The 20,060-nt window shown below is 65.5% G+C and carries 16 protein-coding genes and 1 pseudogene; 5 read left to right on the top strand and 12 right to left on the bottom strand.

Going from position 1 to position 20,060, the window contains the following annotated elements:
• Nucleotides 1–41 precede the first annotated feature (41 nt).
• Both IGS74_RS11730 and xylF read right to left on the bottom strand, forming a co-directional pair.
• The gene (locus IGS74_RS11730; protein WP_192386289.1) at nucleotides 42–1,343 is read right to left on the bottom strand and encodes a sugar ABC transporter permease; all 1,302 of its coding nucleotides are present in this window, start codon (nucleotides 1,341–1,343) and stop codon (nucleotides 42–44) included.
• Nucleotides 1,344–1,385: 42 nt separating this feature from the next.
• The gene (gene xylF, locus IGS74_RS11725; protein WP_039195781.1) at nucleotides 1,386–2,429 is read right to left on the bottom strand and encodes a D-xylose ABC transporter substrate-binding protein; all 1,044 of its coding nucleotides are present in this window, start codon (nucleotides 2,427–2,429) and stop codon (nucleotides 1,386–1,388) included.
• Between the two features lie 169 nt (nucleotides 2,430–2,598).
• Here xylF and IGS74_RS11720 point away from each other — a divergent pair, with 169 nt between their 5' ends.
• The 3 genes and pseudogenes from IGS74_RS11720 (at nucleotide 2,599) to IGS74_RS11705 (ending at nucleotide 4,968) form a co-directional block, all read left to right on the top strand.
• Complete coding sequence (locus IGS74_RS11720) at nucleotides 2,599–3,810, top strand: ROK family protein (RefSeq protein ID WP_192386287.1); 1,212 nt, start codon at nucleotides 2,599–2,601, stop codon at nucleotides 3,808–3,810.
• Between the two features lie 199 nt (nucleotides 3,811–4,009).
• Nucleotides 4,010–4,222, top strand: a pseudogene (locus IGS74_RS11710) (transposon DNA-invertase); the annotation flags it as partial.
• A 71-nt stretch (nucleotides 4,223–4,293) separates the two neighbouring features.
• On the top strand, nucleotides 4,294–4,968 hold the full coding sequence (locus IGS74_RS11705; protein ID WP_246723144.1) for an alpha/beta hydrolase: 675 nt from the start codon (nucleotides 4,294–4,296) through the stop codon (nucleotides 4,966–4,968).
• Between the two features lie 103 nt (nucleotides 4,969–5,071).
• Here IGS74_RS11705 and IGS74_RS11700 read toward each other — a convergent pair whose 3' ends face one another.
• The 4 genes from IGS74_RS11700 to IGS74_RS11685 form a co-directional block, all read right to left on the bottom strand.
• A complete protein-coding gene (locus IGS74_RS11700; RefSeq protein ID WP_192386281.1) occupies nucleotides 5,072–6,565 on the bottom strand; it encodes an HWE histidine kinase domain-containing protein in 1,494 nt (497 codons plus the stop codon).
• A 131-nt stretch (nucleotides 6,566–6,696) separates the two neighbouring features.
• The gene (locus IGS74_RS11695; RefSeq protein WP_206688152.1) at nucleotides 6,697–8,235 is read right to left on the bottom strand and encodes an ABC transporter permease; all 1,539 of its coding nucleotides are present in this window, start codon (nucleotides 8,233–8,235) and stop codon (nucleotides 6,697–6,699) included.
• Nucleotides 8,216–8,875 (bottom strand): ATP-binding cassette domain-containing protein, encoded by a 660-nt coding sequence (locus IGS74_RS11690; protein ID WP_192386279.1) that lies wholly within the window; start codon nucleotides 8,873–8,875, stop codon nucleotides 8,216–8,218. The genes IGS74_RS11695 and IGS74_RS11690 overlap by 20 nt, the downstream gene beginning before the upstream one ends.
• Before the next feature lie 9 nt (nucleotides 8,876–8,884).
• Nucleotides 8,885–9,763, bottom strand: a complete 879-nt coding sequence (locus IGS74_RS11685) for a putative selenate ABC transporter substrate-binding protein (protein WP_192386277.1) — start codon at nucleotides 9,761–9,763, stop codon at nucleotides 8,885–8,887.
• 287 nt (nucleotides 9,764–10,050) lie between these two features.
• Between IGS74_RS11685 and IGS74_RS11680 the strand changes: the two genes are divergently transcribed.
• Nucleotides 10,051–10,524, top strand: a complete 474-nt coding sequence (locus tag IGS74_RS11680) for a GNAT family N-acetyltransferase (RefSeq protein WP_192386275.1) — start codon at nucleotides 10,051–10,053, stop codon at nucleotides 10,522–10,524.
• On the opposite strand, the gene IGS74_RS11675 is transcribed toward IGS74_RS11680, so the two are convergent.
• The 5 genes from IGS74_RS11675 to IGS74_RS11655 form a co-directional block, all read right to left on the bottom strand.
• Complete coding sequence (locus IGS74_RS11675) at nucleotides 10,490–11,437, bottom strand: hypothetical protein (RefSeq protein WP_192386273.1); 948 nt, start codon at nucleotides 11,435–11,437, stop codon at nucleotides 10,490–10,492. The genes IGS74_RS11680 and IGS74_RS11675 overlap by 35 nt on opposite strands.
• Nucleotides 11,438–11,440: 3 nt before the next feature.
• The gene (locus IGS74_RS11670; protein WP_192386271.1) at nucleotides 11,441–11,986 is read right to left on the bottom strand and encodes a winged helix DNA-binding protein; all 546 of its coding nucleotides are present in this window, start codon (nucleotides 11,984–11,986) and stop codon (nucleotides 11,441–11,443) included.
• The gene (locus tag IGS74_RS11665) at nucleotides 11,956–13,260 is read right to left on the bottom strand and encodes a TRAP transporter large permease subunit (RefSeq protein ID WP_192386269.1); all 1,305 of its coding nucleotides are present in this window, start codon (nucleotides 13,258–13,260) and stop codon (nucleotides 11,956–11,958) included. The genes IGS74_RS11670 and IGS74_RS11665 overlap by 31 nt, the downstream gene beginning before the upstream one ends.
• Complete coding sequence (locus IGS74_RS11660) at nucleotides 13,260–13,820, bottom strand: TRAP transporter small permease subunit (protein ID WP_192386267.1); 561 nt, start codon at nucleotides 13,818–13,820, stop codon at nucleotides 13,260–13,262. Before IGS74_RS11660 ends, IGS74_RS11665 begins: the two co-directional genes overlap by 1 nt.
• A gap of 62 nt (nucleotides 13,821–13,882) precedes the next feature.
• Entirely contained in the window at nucleotides 13,883–14,860 is a 978-nt protein-coding gene (locus IGS74_RS11655; RefSeq protein WP_206688151.1) for a TRAP transporter substrate-binding protein, read from the bottom strand.
• 145 nt (nucleotides 14,861–15,005) lie between these two features.
• Between IGS74_RS11655 and IGS74_RS11650 the strand changes: the two genes are divergently transcribed.
• Nucleotides 15,006–18,641, top strand: a complete 3,636-nt coding sequence (locus IGS74_RS11650) for a hydantoinase B/oxoprolinase family protein (RefSeq protein ID WP_192386266.1) — start codon at nucleotides 15,006–15,008, stop codon at nucleotides 18,639–18,641.
• 8 nt (nucleotides 18,642–18,649) lie between these two features.
• On the opposite strand, the gene IGS74_RS11645 is transcribed toward IGS74_RS11650, so the two are convergent.
• The gene (locus IGS74_RS11645; protein ID WP_206688150.1) at nucleotides 18,650–20,050 is read right to left on the bottom strand and encodes a glycosyltransferase; all 1,401 of its coding nucleotides are present in this window, start codon (nucleotides 20,048–20,050) and stop codon (nucleotides 18,650–18,652) included.
• Nucleotides 20,051–20,060 lie beyond the last annotated feature (10 nt).

Raw genomic sequence — 20,060 nt, 5'->3', positions numbered from 1 at the left:
GCCGCGCCCATGGTCGGCGATTTCCTCGATCGTCGTCGCGATCATGCCGTCCTCCTGCGGTAGACGCCGTCGATCCAGACGGCAATGACGAGAACGATACCGACGATGATCGCCTGCAAGGGCGAATCTATACCCAGCAGCACCATCCCCGATTGAAGTGACTGCATCACCACCGCGCCGATCATCGCGCCGGCCACCGTGCCGACGCCGCCGGCCAGCGATGTGCCGCCGATGACCGCCGCCGCGATCACGTAGAGTTCGTCCAGTGTGCCTTGCGCATTGGTGGCCGCGTTGAGGCGCGCAGTGGAGATCATCGCGCCGAGGGCGGCAAGGCCTCCCATCAGCATGAAAACCTTCGTAAGCACCCAGCGGGTGTTGATGCCCGCCAGTTCTGCGGCTTCAGGGTTGCCGCCGATGGCGAAGACATAGCGGCCGAACCGCGTGCGCGTCGTCACGAAGGTCATGACGATACCCACCACGACGGCGATCAGCACCGGAATGGCGATGCCGTAGCCGATGGACAGCCCGCCATCCGGCACGGCCATGCCGTTGGCCGCGGCATACCGGTTGGCGATTGCGGACGGCCATTTATAGGCGTTCAGCACCGCCGCGCTGGCCAGGATGCCCCCGCAGGCGATGCCGCCGAGCAGAAGTTCCGCCCAGACGGGGCGCTGCGGGAAGTTGAAGCGGCGCCGGCGGCGCCGGCCGGCGAGGAACGAGATGCAGACGACGACGCATGCGAGCGCGGCGATGACCCAGGTCCAGGTTTCGCCGAGCGAGCCTTCCGCTCCGCCACCCATCAGGCGAAAGGTGGAATCCATCGGCGCGACCGTCTTTCCGGAGGTCAGCCACCATGCTCCGCCGCGCCAGACGAGCAGCCCGCCGAGCGTCACGATGAAGGCCGGCACACCGGCATAGGCGATGATGACACCCTGCAATCCGCCGATCGCCACACCCACCGCCACGCCGGCAAGGCTGGCGATGAACCAGTTGAATGGCGCTTCGAAGCCCAGAAGGGGCGGCAGGTACTGGACCTGGGTGACCGCCATGATCATGCCGGTAAAACCCAGGATCGAGCCGACCGACAGGTCGATGTTGCGCGTTACGATCACCAGCACCATGCCCGTCGCCATGACGGCGACGGACGCTGTCTGCACCGACAGGTTCCACAGGTTGCGGGGCGTCAGGAAGATGCCACCGGACAGGACGTGAAAGACCAGCCAGATAACCAGAAGAGCACCGAGCATGCCGAGCATGCGCGTATCCACTTCCGTGGCGCGCAATGCGCGCGTCAGCAATCCGGCGCCGCCATCCTGGCGGCGCTCCACTGTTGCATCGGACATGCGATCGGACTCCTCGTTACATGCTGCCGTGAAGCGCCCGGATCAATCGCAGGCCGGCACCGACCCGCTTGCGACCCCCTGGCAGACGACGTCCTTGGAGACCCAGCCGGAATCGATGATGGTGCCGAGGTTTTCCTTGGTGATCGCGACAGGCGTCAGGAAGAGCGAATTCATCTCCACCCCGTTCGGACCGCCGTTGAAGGTGGTGGCGCCTTCGACATCGGCCATGGCCGTGCCATCGGCCAACTGGAGGGCGATTTCGGTCGCCTCGCGGCCAAGCTCGCGGGAGTCCTTCCAGACCGATACCGTCTGCGTGCCGCGCGCGATGCGATTGAGGGCCGCGTGGTCGGCATCCTGACCGGAAACCGGCACCGACCCCGCAAGACCCTGCGCTTCCAACGCGGCGATGGCGCCGCCGGCCGTGCCGTCATTTGCGGCCACCACCGCCGCGACCTCGTTGTTGTTGGCCGTCAGGAACTGCTCCATGTTGGCCTGCGCGTTTTCCGGCAGCCAGCCGTCGGTATAGGCTTCCCCGACATTGACGATCTCGCCGGCGTCGATCTTCGGCTTCAGCACTTCCATGGCGCCGGAAAACAGGAAGTCGGCGTTGGGATCGGCCGAGCTGCCCTTGATGAAGACGTAATTGCCGGTCGGAGCCACCTTCTCGACTTCGCGGGCTTGAATGCGGCCGACCTCGACATTGTCGAAGGTGATGTAGAAGGCATCCGGGTTCTCTATCAACCGGTCGTAGGCGATCACCGGGATGCCTTCGTCGACCGCGCGCTGCACCGCCGGGCCGATGGCGCTGGAATCCTGCGCCAGGACGATGAGGGCGTCCGCACCCTGGCTCAGCAGGCTTTCCACGTCCGTAAGCTGCTTGGCCGCCGAAGACTGCGCGTCGGCGGAAATATACTTGGCGCCGGCTTTTTCCAGCGCTTCCTTGATGGCGGCTTCGTCGACCTTCCAGCGCTCTTCCTGGAAGTTGGACCACGATACGCCCACGGTCTTGCCTTCCTGGGCCGAAGCGACCGAGCCCAGCACAAGCGAAAGCGCCGCGCAGCCAAGCGCGATACGAATGGTCTTCATCTGATCCTCCCATGCCACCGATCTCGGCAGCGAACCTCTCCCGACGAGGTCTCCATCTCGTCACGCCTTTTTTCCACGGCGCGGAAAAAAGCTGACAGACTATTCAGCCTGTGTCAACTTGCGCTGAAGCGCCATCGAGAGTGCGACAGACGAGGAGGGGAGGAGCAGCATGTTGCCGAAGGCGGATTCCGAGGCCGTCAGGCGTCAGAACCGGCGTATCGCGCTGGAGCACGTGCGAAGGTGGCAGCGCTCTACCCGCCGCCGCCTGTCGCAGGATACCGGGCTGTCCATGTCAGGCGCGGCGGCGATCGCCACCGATCTCGTCCGCGAAGGACTGTTGAAGGAAAGCCTCGCGGTCCAGCCGGGCGCGCGCCGGGGCCGGCCCGAGATCGAGCTAGCCGTCGATGCCGGCGCGGCGCGGATCGTGGCGATCAAGATCGCGGTGGGGGAGGTCGCCGTATCGGTGGCCGATTATGCGGGTTCGGTCCTCGCCACCCGCCACGTGTCGGCCGATCTGATGCCGCTGGACGGGGACGCGCTGGTCGAGCTCGTCGCCGGGTTGGCGGCGGCGGCCATTGCCGAGACGGCAGGGGGGCCGCTGAAGCTCGTCGTCGTTGCGGTACAGGGCGTTGCGGACGCCGAAAGCAGGCGGCTGCTGTGGTCGCCCATCGTCGGCACCCGCGATATAGATCTGGGCGGGCCGCTGCGTGAGCGCCTCGGCGCACCGGTCGTGGTGATGAACGATTGCGGGCTGATGCCCGAGCGTTTCCGCTGGTCGCGCGATGGTCTCATGCGCGACTTCGCAACGGTGTTCATCGGCTTCGGTGTCGGCATGGGCTTACGCCTTGGGGGCACGACGTTTCGCGGTTCCCATTCCTCGGCGGTCGAGTTCGGCCACATGAACCATATTCCGGGCGGCGCGCCGTGCCGCTGCGGCAATGCGGGGTGCATCGAAGCCTATGCGGGCGATTACGCCATCCTGCGGGCAGCGAAAGGCGAGGATGTCGGCAAGGGGCTGTCGCGCCGTGTCAGCGACCGAGAGATGCAGGAGCTGGCGGATGCCGCCCGTGCAGGGGACATGCGCGCGCGCTCCGCTTTTGCGCGCGCCGGCGAGGCGCTGGGCTATGGCCTAGGCCGCCTGTTCACCCTCATCGACCCGTTGCCTGTCGCCTTTGTCGGCTCGGGCGCGCATGCGATGGACCTTATCGAACCGTCCATCAGGCAAGCCATCGCGCTCAGCGCCATCGAAGGCGTCGGCGCGGACGTCCCGTTTCTGATCTATCCCGATGTCGATGCCGTCTTGCTGGAGGCTTCCATCGCATTCGGCCTCGCGGCGGTGGACGACCGGCATGCGGTGCCCGGCGCTCTAGAGACGGCTTGAGAGGGTCGTTCGCGTAAGGGGTGGAATGCTATGCCAGGGCTTTCGCCAGCGATATTCGCCTGTGCCAGTCCCTCAGCTCGCGCGTACCAGGTCCGAAGACACCACCTGGGTGGGATTAGTTCGCCCGGCGCCAGCACCCGGCCGGAATAGCGCAGGACGCATGATTGCAGGGCGAAGCCGAACCTCTTGTGAGCCCGCCGCCGCTGCCCGAGCGCGTGGCCGAAAAGGAGGCCGCAAATTTGCTTTGTCAAAGGTTCAGGTGCGTCTCGCCGCCGTGGCGCAACGCGACGCTTCCGTTTCCAACCTCTGCTTAGAACTCGGGATTGAGCGCATTACCCTCAACCGATATGTCGGACCCAAGGGCGAACTCAGGGCTTATGGGAAACGCTTCCTTGGCTTGGCGGTGGGATGATAGCTGTGGCCCGATCGAACCAGCAGGAGAAGGGCGGCCTCACCCCGCTGAAAGGAAGGCCGTTGGAACTCGTGCTTTTGCATGCTCTGCCGTTTGGTGGATCAATGTGGACAGAGCAGCGGGACATCCTGCCGGGCCGCACTCATATCCCCACGATGTACGGTCTCGGCGAAACCTTGCCCCAATGGGCTTCGAGAATCCTCAGCGATCTCGATGGTGATCGGTTGATAGTGGTGGGCAACTTGGTCGGGGGTTCCTGCGCCCTGGAAATGGGCGCTCTTGCACCCGAGCGCATCGCGGCCCTTGTGCTGATAGGGGCCAAGGCTGGACATCGTCGCGATCCCGCACTGCGGTCCGAGGCTCTTGAGTTGCTTCGCAATAGTGGCGCGGAGACGGCATGGGAACGATATTGGGACCCGCTGATCTCTGCCTCTACGCCTTCCAAAGTTCGCGCACGAGCAAAGTTATGGGCAAAGAACGTGGGCTGGAAAGCGATCTCGATGGGCATCGACGCCTTTCATACCAAACCTTCCAGAGAAGATCTTCCGACGCATTTGAAATGCCCGGTCCTCTGTATTTCAGGGGATCATGACGTGGCGCCCGGTCCTCTTATCATGGGCAAACAGGCGCGCCTGGCAACTGATGGGCGCCTGACCATCATCCCGGGATGTGGGCATTACGTGCCATTCGAGAAGCCGACCGCGCTGAACGAAATCCCCAACAGACTGATCGATGAACTGGCCTGATCGGCGCAGATTTGCTTTCCGCCGATTCCATGCCATTCAGCTACAAGCGGGCTTGGCACAGGATTCGCCGCTCTCCCGCAAACGACCCCTTGAGGCGAGCGGTCTAAAAGTCGCCGATCCGGCCCAGAGGAGCGGTCAGCTCGGCGACGAGACCCTCGGGCCGGAAATCCATCTCGGCGTGGCCACTGCCCATAAGGCCCATCTCGATCAGGCGGGAACCGAACCCGCGCCGTCTCCGGGCAAGCACACGGGGGCCGCCTGTCTCGGTCCAGCGGAAGAGGAATGTGTCGACGTCGCCCCGGACTTCCGTCCACCAGCGGATCTCCACTGTGCCGTCATTGTTGGACAGGGCACCGTATTTCAGCGCGTTGGTTCCGAGTTCATGAAGCAGCAGCGACATCGACAGGGCGACGCGCGCGCCCAAGTGCAGCGGCGGCCCCTGTATGTTCAGGCGGTCCACCGCCTCGATGCCGGCGAGGGCGGCATCCACGACATCGGCCACCGGCGCGCCGGACCAGTTCTGCTGCAGAAGGACGTTGTGCGCGGAGGCCAGCGCATGAAGCCGCTGCATGAAGATGTCGACCGCGGGCTCGTCCGCCAGACCTTTCAACGTCCGCGCAGCGATCGCCTGCACCATGGCCAGCGTGTTCTTCAGACGGTGGCTGAGCTCCTGGTTCAGCACATCCTGCTGCCGCCGCGCACCGGCGCGGCTGATGGAGGCCTGCGTCCTGTCGCCGACCTGCCGGATGAAATCCAGATCCTCGTTCGAAAGCTCTCGCGCCGTCGGATAATGGGCGAAGACGACCAGTTCCAGGACGCCATGCTCCAGGATCGGAACGTTGACGAGGGCGCTGATGCCGATGGCCCGCAGCGCCTCGGCGGAGGCGCTGGTGCGGGGATCCTTGGCGACATCCCCGATGATGACGGTGCGTCCAGCCTTCAGGTCTTCGATGAAGGATCCATAGTCGCGGAACCGATGCAGGCCGATTACGGGCTGCACGCCTGCCGCGCACCAGTTGGGATGCATCAGGACGGTTTCCAGCGCAGCGTCCACCGTGCCGAACCCCGCGCGTGAAGCGCCGATCACACGGGCGACGATCTCGGCTGCCGCCTGGGCGATGGCCGGCACCTCCTCGAGGTCGCGGATCCGGTCTCCCAGTTCGATCAATGCGGCCTGCCGCCTTACCTGGAGGACGCGGGCGGTGACGTCGAAGCCCTCGACGAAAATCCCCTCTACCGAACCGTTCTCGTCGATCATGGGCTGGTAGACGAAGTCGAGGTACAGATCGACGATCGGGCTGTCGGGGCCGCGTTGCTGACGAAAGCGGGAGCCCGACGTACGGTAGGGAAGGCCGGTCTCGTATACGCGGTCGAGAAGGTCGACATAGCCTTGCGCCGCCGCATCGGGCAGGGCGTCAGCCACGCGCAGCCCGATGATGGGCCGGTCGCCCACGATATCGAGATAGGCCGGGTTGGCGATCTCGAAGATGTGCTCCGGACCCCTCAGCAGCGCCATGAAGCTCGGCGCCATGTCGAACATCACGCTCAGGCGCTCCTGCGCTTCAAGCCGCCTGCGTCCGGCATCGTCGAATTGCATGGGCAAGGCATTTTCCAAAGAAAGTGGGCGCGCGCGTCACCTCTCCTAATGGGTCTCCGATGCCCTGTCGAGCCACTACACCCTGTAGAAATCCAGAGCCTCGACCGCGATGACGAGGTACCTGGGATGGATTATGAAGCGCGATGCGTGAGTGTCGTCAGGCGATCCAGCCCCGTGGCCGCGCGCAGACGGCGTGAGGCGGCGTCGATGGCCAGCGTTGCCAGCACGCAGACCAGCAGCAGCACCAGCGCGCGGTCGATGCGGATCTCCTGGATGGCGATGTCCACATAGAAGCCCAGTGTCGCGATGCCCAGCAGGCCGACGATGGCGGATTCCCGCACGATGATCTCCCATCGATAGAGGCAAAGCGCCAGGAACGAGCCGTAGACGCGCGGCAGAAGCTCATAGGCATAGAGCACGATGCCGCGCGGCGCGTCGGGGCGCAGCTCCTCATGCATGGCATCGGCCTGCCGCCCCAGCAGATGCGCTATGATGGCGCCATTGTGAAGGCCGAGGGCGATGACCGCCGGCAGCATCGACGGGCCGAAGACCTGCAGGGCGATATAGGCGAGCATGTATTCCGGCGTCGAGCGGCCGACCACGAGCCCCAGATGTCCGAACCACGCCGCGAAACGGCCGGCCACGGGAACGACGATGAAGCCGAAACCGACAAGCGCGACGATGCCCGCCACAACCAGCGCGATCTGCGCCACGATCATCGTCGCGGCAAGGCCGGGCAGGGCCTGCCCGACAAGCAACAGGTGAAGCCAGTCGCCAAGGCGCGCCCAGGTATCCGGGCTCGACAGATCGCCGGTACGCAGGGGCGCCGGTACGATATCGCCGGTCAGGAAGCGCCAGAGCGCACCCGACGCCATGGGCGGCGTCGCCAGGCTGGCCATGAAGGCGATGGAAGCGACGAGATACCAGGGGGCGAGGCGGGGGCGCATCCAGTGCCGCATCGTGCCGATGACGACGAAATACAGCATCAGGACCGCCGCGACCGCGCCATAAATGCCCTGACGGAAAAAGGTGTCGAGCTGGAAGCCGAGTGTCGGCAGGCCGATGAAACCGAGGACCGCGCTGGACCGCAATCCGCATTCCAGCCGGTACATAAGGTAGGTCCGGCACTCCCGGGCAGCCAGCGGCAGCCGGGCGTAGAAGTGCACCGACACGGTATCGGCCCGCACGGGCATGGCGGCGGCCGGGCGTGGGTCGGCTTCATCGAGATATTCCGAGAAGACCTTGGCGAAGATGCCCGCATAGGGAATGGCGATGGCCAGAATGCCCGTCGTTGCGGACAGACCAACGATCTGCATCAGCATCAGCGCCCAGAACAGTTCGTGGACGGCGCGTATGGCGATGCAGACCATACGTATCGGCCATCGGTCGTAGAAAGGCGCCATGGCGAACCCGGCGGCAGCGCCGAGAGCCACGCCGCAGATGGCGAAGGCGATGGTGAGGGCTGCGGCGTAAGACAGCGCGCCCAGCGCGGAGAAGTCCGGATGCAGCAGCCCGGCGCCCATCCGGGCAAGTTCGGCCCACGGGTCGTGGCCGGCGATCTGGAAATCCGCCGCCGGCGCCAGCACGATGGCGATGCCGACGAACAGGGCGGACAGGCCGAGCCGCCCGATGCGCAACCGCCGCACGCGCTCAGCTGCGATAGAGGTCATGGATGGCCTCTGGGGTAATCTCGGCGACCGGCCCGTCGAACTGGATGCGCCCGCCACGGATGCCGACGAGCCGGCTGGCGAACCGACGCGCCAGCGCAACATCGTGCAGGGCCAGCACCATCGTTTCGAACCGGCCGCATAACGCCTCCACCAGCGCCACTGCATGGTGTTCATCCACCGCCGAAACCGGTTCGTCGCCGATCAGGATCGGGCCGCCGCGATGCATGGCGCGCGCAAGGGCGGTGCGCTGCTTCTGGCCGCCGGAGAGGCTTCCCACAGGCTTGCCCTCGAAGCCCGTAAGCCCGACGGTTTCAAGCACACCGGCCATTGCCCGGCGCTCCCGAGCGAACGGCAGGGCGAGGTTTGCCAGATTGTAGAGCGCGCCGTGCCGATCCAGCCGGCCCATGTAGACATTGTGGAAGACCGACAATTGCGGCACCAGCCCATGCTCCTGAGGCACCAGCGCAATCTCCGGAAATCGATGGGCGAGCCTTTCATAGACCGCGTTCAGAAGCGTCGTTTTGCCGGAGCCGCTGCGTCCCAGGAGCACGACGCGCTCCCCGGGACACAGGGCGAAATCCACTCCCGACAGAACGGACCTGCCACCATAGCCGAACGTCGCGTCATGAAATTGGAGCACGGCGCGCCGTCAGTCGAGAAGGCCGAGGGCGCGGGCGGTTTCCTCGATGGGAGCATAGGCTTCGTTGGACGTTTCCACAAAGGCCGCCCGTGGAAACGAGGCCAGCAGATCCGGATCGTCCATGCCGATCAACGCGGCCTTGACCCTGTCGGAAAAGCCCTCGCCATAGCGTTCGTCGACATCGCCGCGGATCGTCCAGTTGTAATCCGGGTAAGGTGGCGTCTGCCAGATGATGCGGGTTCCGACCACTTCGGGCGCATTCTCGGCAACCGCCGTATCGTAGACCGTGTAGTTCAACGCTCCGATATCGAACGCCCCGGTCGAAACGAGCCGCAGGGTTTGTCCGTGGTCGCCGGAAAACCCGACGCGGGAGAAAAATTCCTCCGGGGCCGAACCGGTCTCCTGGCGGATATGGAATTCCGGAAACAACCGGCCGGAGGTCGAGGTCTGGGCGCCGAAGGTGAAGCTCATGCCTTTTGCGCCTTGCGGAAAGTCATCCGACCGTTCCAGCCCGGTGCTTTCATTGGCAATGAAATAAGAGACGAATTTCATGTCCTCGTTGCCCTGGGCCAGCGCCTGGGAGCCAGGCACCGCCAGCCGGGCCTGAACGCCGGACAGGCCGCCGAACCAGGCGAGCTGGATCTGGTCGTTGCGGAACGCGGTGACCGAGGCCGCATAGCTTTTGACCGGAATATACTGCACCGGCACGTCGAGCTTTTCCGACAGGTAGTCCGCTACCTTGCCGAAGCGCTCCATCAGCCGCGTTTCGTCATCGTCGGGAATGGCGGAAAAGTACAGCGTCGGCGGTGTCTGCGCGACGGCAGACACACCACCGGAGAGCGTAAGGCAAAAGGCGGCGGCAGCGCAGCCGAGAAACGGGCGAAGCATAAGGTCGTCTCCGACGGGAGTTGGCAGGCTGCGCCCGGATCGGGAAAACTGTCGATTGTGGAACGCCTGGAAAGGCGTGAGCGCACACGGCGCATCGGCAATCGAATCCGGCTGCTGGCGCAAGGCTAGCCGCGGGGGCATCCGGACACAAGCCGGCTTATACCAGCCGACTTATTTTGGTTCCATAATCTATCTTATGCCATTTTGCATGCGGTGGCGTTGCCACGCTGTATCGTTCCATGCGACTTGCCTTGCACGATATCCTCTCTCGCCTCGGACGGGTCGCCATGCTCGATATCAGGATCGACGATTTGACGGGTGAGCAAACCCGCAGCCTCCTCGCTTTGCATCTTGCCGGAATGCATGCCAGCTCACCGCCCGACGCCGTTTTCGCGCTCGATCTCTCCGGCCTGCAATCGCCGGACGTCACCGTGTGGACGGCATGGTCCGCAGACCACGTGGCCGCCATCGGTGCGTTGAAGCTGCTTGGCGGCGGCACGGCTGAGGTCAAATCGATGCGTACGCACCCGGACTTTCTGCGCATGGGCGCCGCGGCCGCGATCCTGGATACGATCATCCAGGCAGCAAAGGCCAAGGGCGTGCGTCACCTGAGCCTCGAAACCGGCATGGGCCCCGCATTCGAGCCGGCCATCGCGCTGTATCACCGGCGCGGCTTCGTCGATGGCGGCCCCTTCGGCGCCTATGCGGACAACGGTTTCAGCCGGTTCATGCACCTCGATCTCGATGCGCCGCCGCGTTGATCCGCCCATACCACCGCGCCAGTATGAACGGTGTCAGATACATCGGGATCTGAAAGCAGCCGACGAACAGCAGGACATCGTCCACCGTTGCAGCCGGCAGGACGCTGAGAAAAAGCGCCATGTTGCGGTTTCCTGCCGTTATGCCGATGGCTGTCGCCGCGCCCGGATCGCTCCGGCTTGCCAACAAGCTGGCCACCAGCTGCGGCGCGAAGCCGACGATGAAGGCCGCGCCGAGCGTTGCCGCGAAGATGGACAGCCGATCCAGCACGGCCGGCCCGATTGCCGACATAAGCCCCACTACGACCGCCCCCAGCAGAAAGGCCGCGGCGGCGTCCATCACCAGCAGTGCGCCCGGCGTCCCCCGCACCAGCCGGAAGTGACGCAGCGCAAGGGCAGCCGCGCCGGCCAGCGCGATCAGCGCCAGCAACTCGACGGCGGAGCGCATGACCGCCTGCGGCGAGCCGAAGGCCGGCACCATCAGGAACACCGGGACGATGGTCAGCGGCAGCAACACGGTGCCCACCACCAGTTGCCGCAACGCGGAACCGGGCTCTCCACCCACCATCAGCGTTATGTTGGCGCTGCCGGTGATCGGCGGCGCGGCGAGCGCCAGCACGCATCCCATCGCGATCGGATGGGCCAATGCCCCGGCTGCGGCAAACGAGGCTGCGACGGCCACCGGAAGAGCCAGCTGGAAAACAAGCGTTCTGCCGATGGCGTCGGGCAGCCCCCGCAGGCCGGCTGACACCCCCTGCGGGCCCATGCGAAGCACTGCGATGAACAAGAGGAGGATGACCGTCGGGCCCACAGCCGGGCGCAGCAACTCGGCCAGGCCCGGGGCAAGGATGCCGATGACGAGCCCCGCAACGAGGACCAATCGCGCGTGGCGCGCCAGAAGGGACGCGACAGGCATGCCCTACAACGATGCCGCCGCGCGCGACGCCTGGTCATACGCGCCGGACAGCGCCCGCATCAGCGCCGCCAGGCGTGATAGATCGCCCGCCTCGAAACCGAGCTGGCGCGCCGCCTGCACGACGAGCGCCTCCCTCACCTCGCGGTAGCGACGGCACAGCTCCGCGCCCTCACGGGTGATCGAGACGGTCTTTTCCTTGCCGTCGCGCCCCGTCTCCACCAGCCCATGTGCCACGAGCTTCTTGATTGCGTAGCTGGCCAGGTGCGTATCCTCGATATTCAGCACAAGGCAGATGTCGGCCAGCGTCTTGGGCCGGGCGCGATGATGCACGAGATGAACGATCAACACCTCCATCGGCGACATTGTCGGGCCGCCGGCCGCCGCGGTGCAGCGGACGATCCAGCGTTGGAAGGCGTGGCTGGACATGGTCAGCGCGAACTCGAACTCCGACAGCGCCGGCAGGTCGGAATCCGCCAGATGCGCCGACGAAACGACCGGCCCTATGCCGACGCTCGCCGTCAATTGCTCATCATCGTGCCCGGCAGCCATAGCGCAATTCCCGGAAAGATCGTGATGATGGCGGTTGCCAGCACCAGAAGGAAAAAGAAGGGCAGCGCATAATAGGCGATGCGGAATATGTTCTGCCCGGTGATGGACTGTATGACGAAGAGATTGAAGCCCACAGGCGGGGTTATCTGGCTCATCTCCACCACCAGCACCAGGAAAATGCCGAACCAGATGGGGTCGATCCCGGCGGCAAGGACCATCGGCAGGATGACGGATGTCGTCAGCACCACGATGGAAATGCCATCGAGAAAGCAGCCGATGATGATGAAGAACACCAGCAGCACGGCAATCAGCGCATAAGGCGACAGTCCCATCTCGCCGATCATGCTGGCAAGGCTGCGCGGAATTCCGGTGAAGCCCATCGCGATCGTCAGGAAGGACGCGCCCGCCAGGATGAAGGCTATCATGCAACTGGTAATCGCCGCGCCCCTTAGTGCCGCCACGAAGCTGTCTTTGTCGAGCCCACCCGACAGGCCGGCAATGAGCAGCGAGCCGACCACGCCGATGACGGCAGCCTCCGTCGGCGAGGCCAGGCCGGCATAGATGGAGCCGATGACCGCGGCGATCAGCAGCACGGTTGGCAGCAGCATGCCCAGCGCCCGCCCCCGTTCGGCCCAGCTTGGCGCCGGTTCCGGCGGGGGCATCTTGTCGCGATTGAGACTTGCCCAGATCATGACGAAGCCGGAAAACAGGATGGCCAGCAGGATGGCCGGTCCGATGCCGGCCAGGAACAGCCGGGCTATGCTTTGTTCCGTCGCCGCCCCATAGACGATCATGATGATCGACGGCGGGATCAGGAAGCCGAACGTGCCCGACCCTGCAAGGGTGCCGATGGCCAGCGACGTATCGTAGCCCCGGCTTTTCAGCTCCGGCAGCGACATGCGCCCGACGGTGGCGGTGGTGGCTGCGGAGGAGCCGGAAACGCAGGCGAAGAGCGCGCAGCCGAAGACGTTGACGTGCAGCAGGCCCCCGGGCAGCCGGCGCGTGAAGGGCGCGAGCCCACCGAACAGGTTGGATGACAGGCGCGACCGGAACAGGATCTCCCCCATCCAGATGAACATCGGCAATGCCGTCAGGTCCCACGAGTTCATGGAGCCCCAGACACGCCGCGCAAAGACGGAGGCCACCGGCGCGGACGAGGCGATCTCCATGGCCACGAGGCCGACCGCCATCAGTGCGAAGCCGACCCAGAGCCCGCAGAGAAGCAGGCCGAACAGGACGGCGACGAGAACGAGCGAAAGAAGCCCGATATCCATCAGTGTGCCCCCTCGCCCGTTTCACGTTCCTTTTCGATCCTTCGGAAGGCTGGCTCCCGGCCGGACAGGGCCGTGACCAGTTCGTCCAAAAGGGCGATCACGAAGATCGTCAGGCCCAGCGTCATGACGGCTTGTGGGATCCACAGCGAAATCGCCACGAGGCCATAGGAAACCGAACCGCGCTGGAAGGAAGCGAGGGTCTGGACGCCGATCGCCCAGGCGGCGAAGGCGGCGAGGCCAAGGCCGATGACGAGAACCAGGATGGACATGACCCTGTCTCCACGGTCGCCGAACAGCCGCAGCGCCAGCGTGACGCGGACATGCCCCGCCGAGCGTAGCGCGGCGGGCAGCGCCAGGAATGCGGCGGCCACGAAGAGGAAGCCGCCGATTTCGGCCAGCGAAGGGATCGCGAAGCCGTATCGCGCGCCCCCGAGCAGCACGGCAACCCTGTCGACGACCCGCCCCAGGACCTGGATGGAGACGAGAGCCGCAATCAGCACCATCGATAGACAGGCGCCAACGAGAGAGACGCCGTAGAGGGCGTCGAGTGCCTTGCGCATGAGGATGTCGTCTCCAGCAGCGGTCAGGGTGCGGGCAGCCGGCAAGCAGCCCCCGCGCCAGATCAACGGTTGCGATTTGCCTCGACCACGGCGCGGCCCTCGTCGCCGGCCTGTTGCTCCCACTCGGCCGTCATCGTGGCGCCGACCTCCTGGAGCTTCGCCGTCAATGCCTCGGACGGCTTGGACACCACCATGCCGCCGGCTTCGAGTTCGGCGATCTTCTGGTCGTTTTCGGCCCGGGACATCTCCCAGCCGCGGGTTTCCGCGGCAGCCGCCGCCTGCAGAAGCGCGTCGCGGTCTTCCTGGTGCAGGGATTCGAACATGTCCGTGTTGACCACCACGACATTCTTCGGAAGCCAGGCCTGCACGTCGATGAAGTTGCTGACGAAATCCCATGCCTTGGCGTTGGCGCCGGTGGATGGCGAGGTAATCATCGCCTCGACGCGGCCGGTCGAGAAGGCCGTGGCCACGTCGGTTTCCTCCACCTGGGTCGGCGTTGCGCCGACAAGCGTGGCCAGGCGCTCGGTGGCAACGTTGTAGGCACGGAAATTAAGGCCCTGAAGTTGCGCCGGATCGGTGATCTGCTGCTTGAGATACAGGCTCTGCCCCGGCCAGGGTACGGCGTAGAGCAATGTCAGCCCCTGCTCTGCCAGCTTGGTCGAAACGGCCTCGCGCGAGGCTGCCCACAAGGCTTCCGACTGCTCATAGGACGAGGCCAGGAAAGGGATGGAGTCGAGCGCGAAGATCGGATCCTCGTTGGCCAGGCGCGACAGAAGAAACTCGCCGATCGGTACCAGCCCGTCACGCACGGCATCGCGGATCTCGGAATGGCCGAACAGCGAGTTGGCCGAATGGACCGTGATGGTGAGGTCGCCACCCGTCGCCTCACCCACGGCGGCCGCGAACTCAGCTATGTTCTGTGTATGGAAGATGCCGTCCGCGTAGGGCGTCGGCATATCCCAGTTTTCCGCCCGGGCGGAGGCCACGCCAAGGGTCAGGCAGGCGGCGCCGATGAGGCCGACACGAATGAGATTGGTCATGCGTTGCTTCCCTGTTCCGAAAGTTCGAGCACCCGGCAACGTCGCCGATTACCAAATGGGCATGCTTAAAAACAGAGCTTGACTTACACGTCCGCATTTTGTCAACAAATTATCGACGTGATGTCGGCAGGTGGAGATTGGGACTATGTCTGAGCGCATGTGGGACTTCTGGATCGACCGCGGAGGCACCTTCACCGACGTCATCGGGCGCGCGCCATCGGGCGAACTCCACCCGATGAAGCTTTTGTCCGAAAATCCCGAAGCCTACGAGGACGCGGCCATCGAGGGCATCCGCCGCCTGATCGGCGTTGAAGCCGGCGCACCCATCCCTGCCGGCTCCGTCGGCACGGTGCGCATGGGAACGACGGTCGCCACGAATGCGCTTCTGGAGCGCAAGGGGGAGCGCACCCTTCTTCTGATTACGGAAGGGCTGCGCGACCAGCTCCGGATCGCCTATCAGGCACGGCCAGATATCTTCGCCAAGGAAATCATCCTGCCCGAGCAGCTCTATGAGCGCGTCGAGGAGGTGCACGAGCGACTTCTGGCCGATGGCACGGTGGAGCGCCCGCTCGATCTGGAGTCCCTGCGCCCTCGGCTGGAGGCCGCGCGCAGGGATGGCTTCGATGCCGTCGCCATTGTGCTCATGCATGCCTGGACCAACCCGCGCCACGAGATCGCCGTGGCCGAGCTCGTGCGTTCGCTCGGCTTTTCGCAGGTGTCGGTCAGCCACGAAGTTTCGCCGCTCATAAAGCTGGTGGGGCGCGGCGACACGACCGTCGTCGACGCCTACCTTTCGCCGATCCTCGGCCGCTACGTCTCCCGCGTGGCGCGCACGCTGGGTGCTACACCGGCCGGGGAGCCCGGCCCCACGCTGCAGTTCATGATGTCGTCCGGCGGGTTGACGGCCGCCGACCGGTTTCGCGGCAAGGATGCCATCCTGTCCGGACCGGCGGGCGGTGTCGTCGGCATGGTACGCACGGCAGGCCAGGCCGGCTTCTCACGCGTCATCGGTTTCGACATGGGCGGCACCTCGACCGATGTCGCCCATTCGGCCGGCGAGTATGAGCGCGCCTTCGACACCGAAGTCGCCGGAGTGCGGATCCGCGCCCCGATGATGCGCATCCATACGGTGGCCGCCGGCGGAGGCTCCATCCTGCATGCCGAAAAGGGGCGCTTCCGCGTCGGGCCGGATTCCGCCGGCGCCGACCCTGGCCCGGCGGCTTATCGGCGCGGCGGCCCGTTGACCGTGACCGACGCCAACGTGATGCTGGGCAAGCTCAATCCTCGATATTTTCCCTCGATCTTCGGCCCGGGACAGGACCAGCCCCTCGACCGCGAGACGGTCGCCGAGAAGTTCGCCGAAATCGCCGCCACGGCCGGCGAAGGGCGCTCGGCCGAGGAGGTGGCGGAAGGCTTCCTGACCATCGCCGTCGAAAACATGGCCAATGCCATCAAGAAGATCAGCGTCCAGCGCGGCTATGACGTGACGCGCTATCTGCTCAATTCGTTCGGCGGCGCGGGTGGGCAGCACGCCTGCCTCGTTGCCGACGCGCTGGGCATGGAGCATATCCTGCTGCATCCCCTGTCCGGCTTGCTTTCGGCCTATGGCATGGGCCTTGCCACGGTGACCGCCAGCCGCCAGCAGGGGCTTGTCCGGCCCTTCGGCGCAGCCAGCCGCGAGGCCGTCGCCACCCTGACGGACGAGTTGCGTGCGGCCGTCCTCCACGAGCTTGCCGAACAGGGCGTGCCATCCGAAGCAACGCAGACGCGAACCAAGCTGCACCTGCGGTATGACGGAACGGACACGACACTCGACGTGCCCTTCGATGGCGACGAGGACGCCGCCCGGCAAACCTTCGAGTCGATGCACAAGGCTCAATTCGGCTTCATCACGCCGGGCAAGCCCGTCACGGTCGAGGCCGTGGAAGTGGAAGGCTGGGACCGGCAGGCCGAGGACACCGTCGCCGAGGCGGCGTCGGATGGGGAACGCATGGCGCAGAGCGACGAGCGCGCCCGGTTCTTCTCCGGCGGTGCATGGCACGACGCCGGCGTTTTCCGCCGCGAGGGCCTTGCGGCCGGCGACGCCGTCCGCGGCCCCGCACTGATCATAGAGCCAAACCAGACCGTGGTGATCGAGCCGGGCTGGACGGCACGCCTGACGGCGGCCGACCACATCGTGCTGAAGCGGCACGAGGCGATGGTGCGGGCCGGTGCCATCGGCACCGAGCAGGCAGACCCGATCCTTCTGGAAGTGTTCAACAACTTCTTCATGGCCATCGCCGAGCAGATGGGCGTGGCCCTTCAGAACACGGCCCACTCGGTGAACATCAAGGAGCGACTGGACTTCTCCTGCGCCGTCTTCGATGCCGGCGGCGCGCTCGTGGCCAACGCCCCGCATATGCCCGTGCACCTGGGTTCGATGGATCGCTCGGTGGAAACCGTGATCCGGCTGAACGAGGGCTCGATAAGGCCGGGCGACGTCTACGCGCTCAACGCGCCTTATAATGGCGGCACCCACCTGCCCGACATTACCGTCGTCAGCCCGGTCTTCGACGACGCCGGCAAGCGGATCATCTTCTGGGTCGCCTCGCGCGGCCACCACGCCGATGTCGGCGGCACGGCGCCCGGCTCGATGACGCCGCTGGCCACGACCGTCGACGAAGAAGGCGTCCTGATCGACAATTTCCGGCTCGTCGCGGATGGTGTCTTCCAGGAAGACGGCCTGCGAAAACTGTTGATCGAACACCCCTACCCGGCCCGCAACCCGGCGCAGAATATCGCCGACATGAAAGCGCAGATTGCTGCCAACGAGCGTGGCGCGGCGGAATTGCGCCGCATGGTGAGCGAGTTCGGCCTGCCCGCCGTGGAAGCCTATATGGGCCATGTACAGGACAACGCCGCCGAAGAGGTGGCGCGGCTGATCGGCCGGCTCGACGATTGCGAATACAGCTACGACACCGACACGGGACAGACGATCAAGGTCAGGATCACCGTGGATCGCGACAAGCGTACGGCGACCGTGGACTTCACGGGGACATCGGAGGCCATCGCCAACAATTTCAACGCGCCGGAGCCCGTCACACGCGCCGCCGTCCTGTACTGCTTCCGCGTCATGGTGGAAGCGCCGATCCCGATGAACGCCGGGTGCCTGCGGCCCATCCGCATTATCGTGCCGGAGGGCTCGATGCTCAAGCCCGCCTATCCGCGCGCGGTTGTCGCCGGCAATGTCGAGACCTCCCAGCACGTCACCAACGCCATCTTCGGCGCGCTGAACGCGATCGCCAACAGCCAGGGTACGATGAACAACCTGACTTTCGGCAATAACGAGTACCAGTATTACGAGACGATCTGCTCGGGCTCGCCCGCCGGGCGCACCAATGACGGGCGCGGCTTCGCCGGAACGTCGGGCGTGCACGTGCACATGACCAACTCCCGCCTGACCGACCCGGAGATCCTGGAAATGCGCTACCCGGTGATGCTGGAGCAGTTCGGCCTGCGCCGGGGGGCGCGCGGCGACAGCGCCTTCGACCCCGGCGAAGGCACCACGCGCACCATCCGCTTCCTGCAACGCATGGACTGCGCCATCCTGTCCTCGCATCGCTCGATTGCGCCAAAGGGCATCATGGGCGGCGCTGCCGGTGAATGCGGGCGGACCGAGGTTCGGCGTCTGGACGGGTCCATCGACGTACTCAAGGCCTGCGACCAGACGGTTCTGGAAGCCGGCGAGGCGGTGACCGTCGTCACGCCCATTGCCGGCGGATACGGCAGCCGGAACCGCTGACCGGCCTTTCAGGAGTCCTGGCGCGCCGACGGCCGGAGCATGAACTGGTGCTGCACCAGCCTGTCCGCAGGCCGTGTCGGCTCCACGTCCGCGTCGGTCAACGGCCGCCCGGCCGCGACGGCCTCGTAAAGCACCAGCATGCGGCTGATTTTGTCATCCCAGTCGAAGTTGCGCAGCGCCCTGTTGCGCCCGGCCTGCCCCATTGCGGCGCGCCGCTCCGGCTCGGAGGCGAGTTGCCCGATGGCGGTGGCGAAACCGGCCACGAGATCGTCGCGGCTGGTCGGCTCGATCAGGATACCGCAGCTTGCATCGAGGTAATCCAACGGCCCTCCCCACGCCGTCGCGATCACCGGGACGCCCGCGGCCATGGCCTCCAGCACGACCGCGCCGCCGCACTCGTACAGGCTCGGCAGGACGAGAGCGTCCGCATTGCGCATCGCCGCGGCGCATTCGGGCTGCGGCAGGAAGCCGTGGAAGCGAACCTTACCATCGAGGCCGAGTTGCTCCGCCAGCGCCTGCAAAGGCTGGCGCATGGGCCCATCGCCGATGATATCCAGCGTCACGCCGCCCTGCGGCGGCAAGCGCCCGACCGCCTCCAGGACGATATCCACCGCCTTCCAGTCCACCAGCCGGCCAAGAAACAAAAGGCGCATGTCACCCGAAGCGCCGGAGGCCGGCGCGCTTCCGGGCTGCCAGAGCTCGGTGTCGATGCCGTTTTCCACCAGCTCCACCACCGCGCCACGGCATTTCGGCGGCAGGCCCATGCGCGTACGCTGGTTGGCGACCAGAAGCAAAGCGGCTTCGCGTTTGCCGCGCATCAGGCCGTGCACGTGGTCGGAAAGGGCGCGCGCCGAGCGCAGTATCTTCTGCACCGTGCCCCCGGCCCTCGCCTGCATCGCCGGCGGATAGGACATGTTGCCGTTCATCGGCCCCATCACCACCGGCGCCCCGACATCGACCATCAGCGACGGCTCGCGCGGGGACACGGGAATGGGCTGATGGACGACCGAGATGCCATTCTGACGGACGAGACGGCGCACTAGCCGGCGCGCCTCGATCTGGTTGGCGATGCGGCTGGCGTAGCCGAAGGTGATATCTCCAAGCTGGGCCGGCATCTTCGCCCCCATCTTCCAGCAGAAGATGTTGAAGCGGTTGTCCGGTATGAAATGGATGCGGTCCAGCGCCTCCGGTGCCAGGCGCGCCAGCTCGGCGCGCGTCCGTTCGTGCACGACCAGCCAGGTATCGACGCCCCGTCCCCGCAGCCGGGTGAAGTAATGCCACGGCAGCGATGCCTCGCCGCCGAACATCATCGACGCATTCTCACTGACGATCAGGACTTTAGGCTTCGTCTTCATGGCGATCCCGGCACGGTTCTGGCCCGCCATCCTGTGCGGAGCGCCCGCCACCATCAATTCGTCC

Source organism: Aureimonas sp. OT7 (assembly GCF_014844055.1).
Lineage (GTDB): Bacteria > Pseudomonadota > Alphaproteobacteria > Rhizobiales > Rhizobiaceae > Aureimonas > Aureimonas altamirensis_A.
This window is presented reverse-complemented; position numbering and strand designations above follow the sequence as displayed.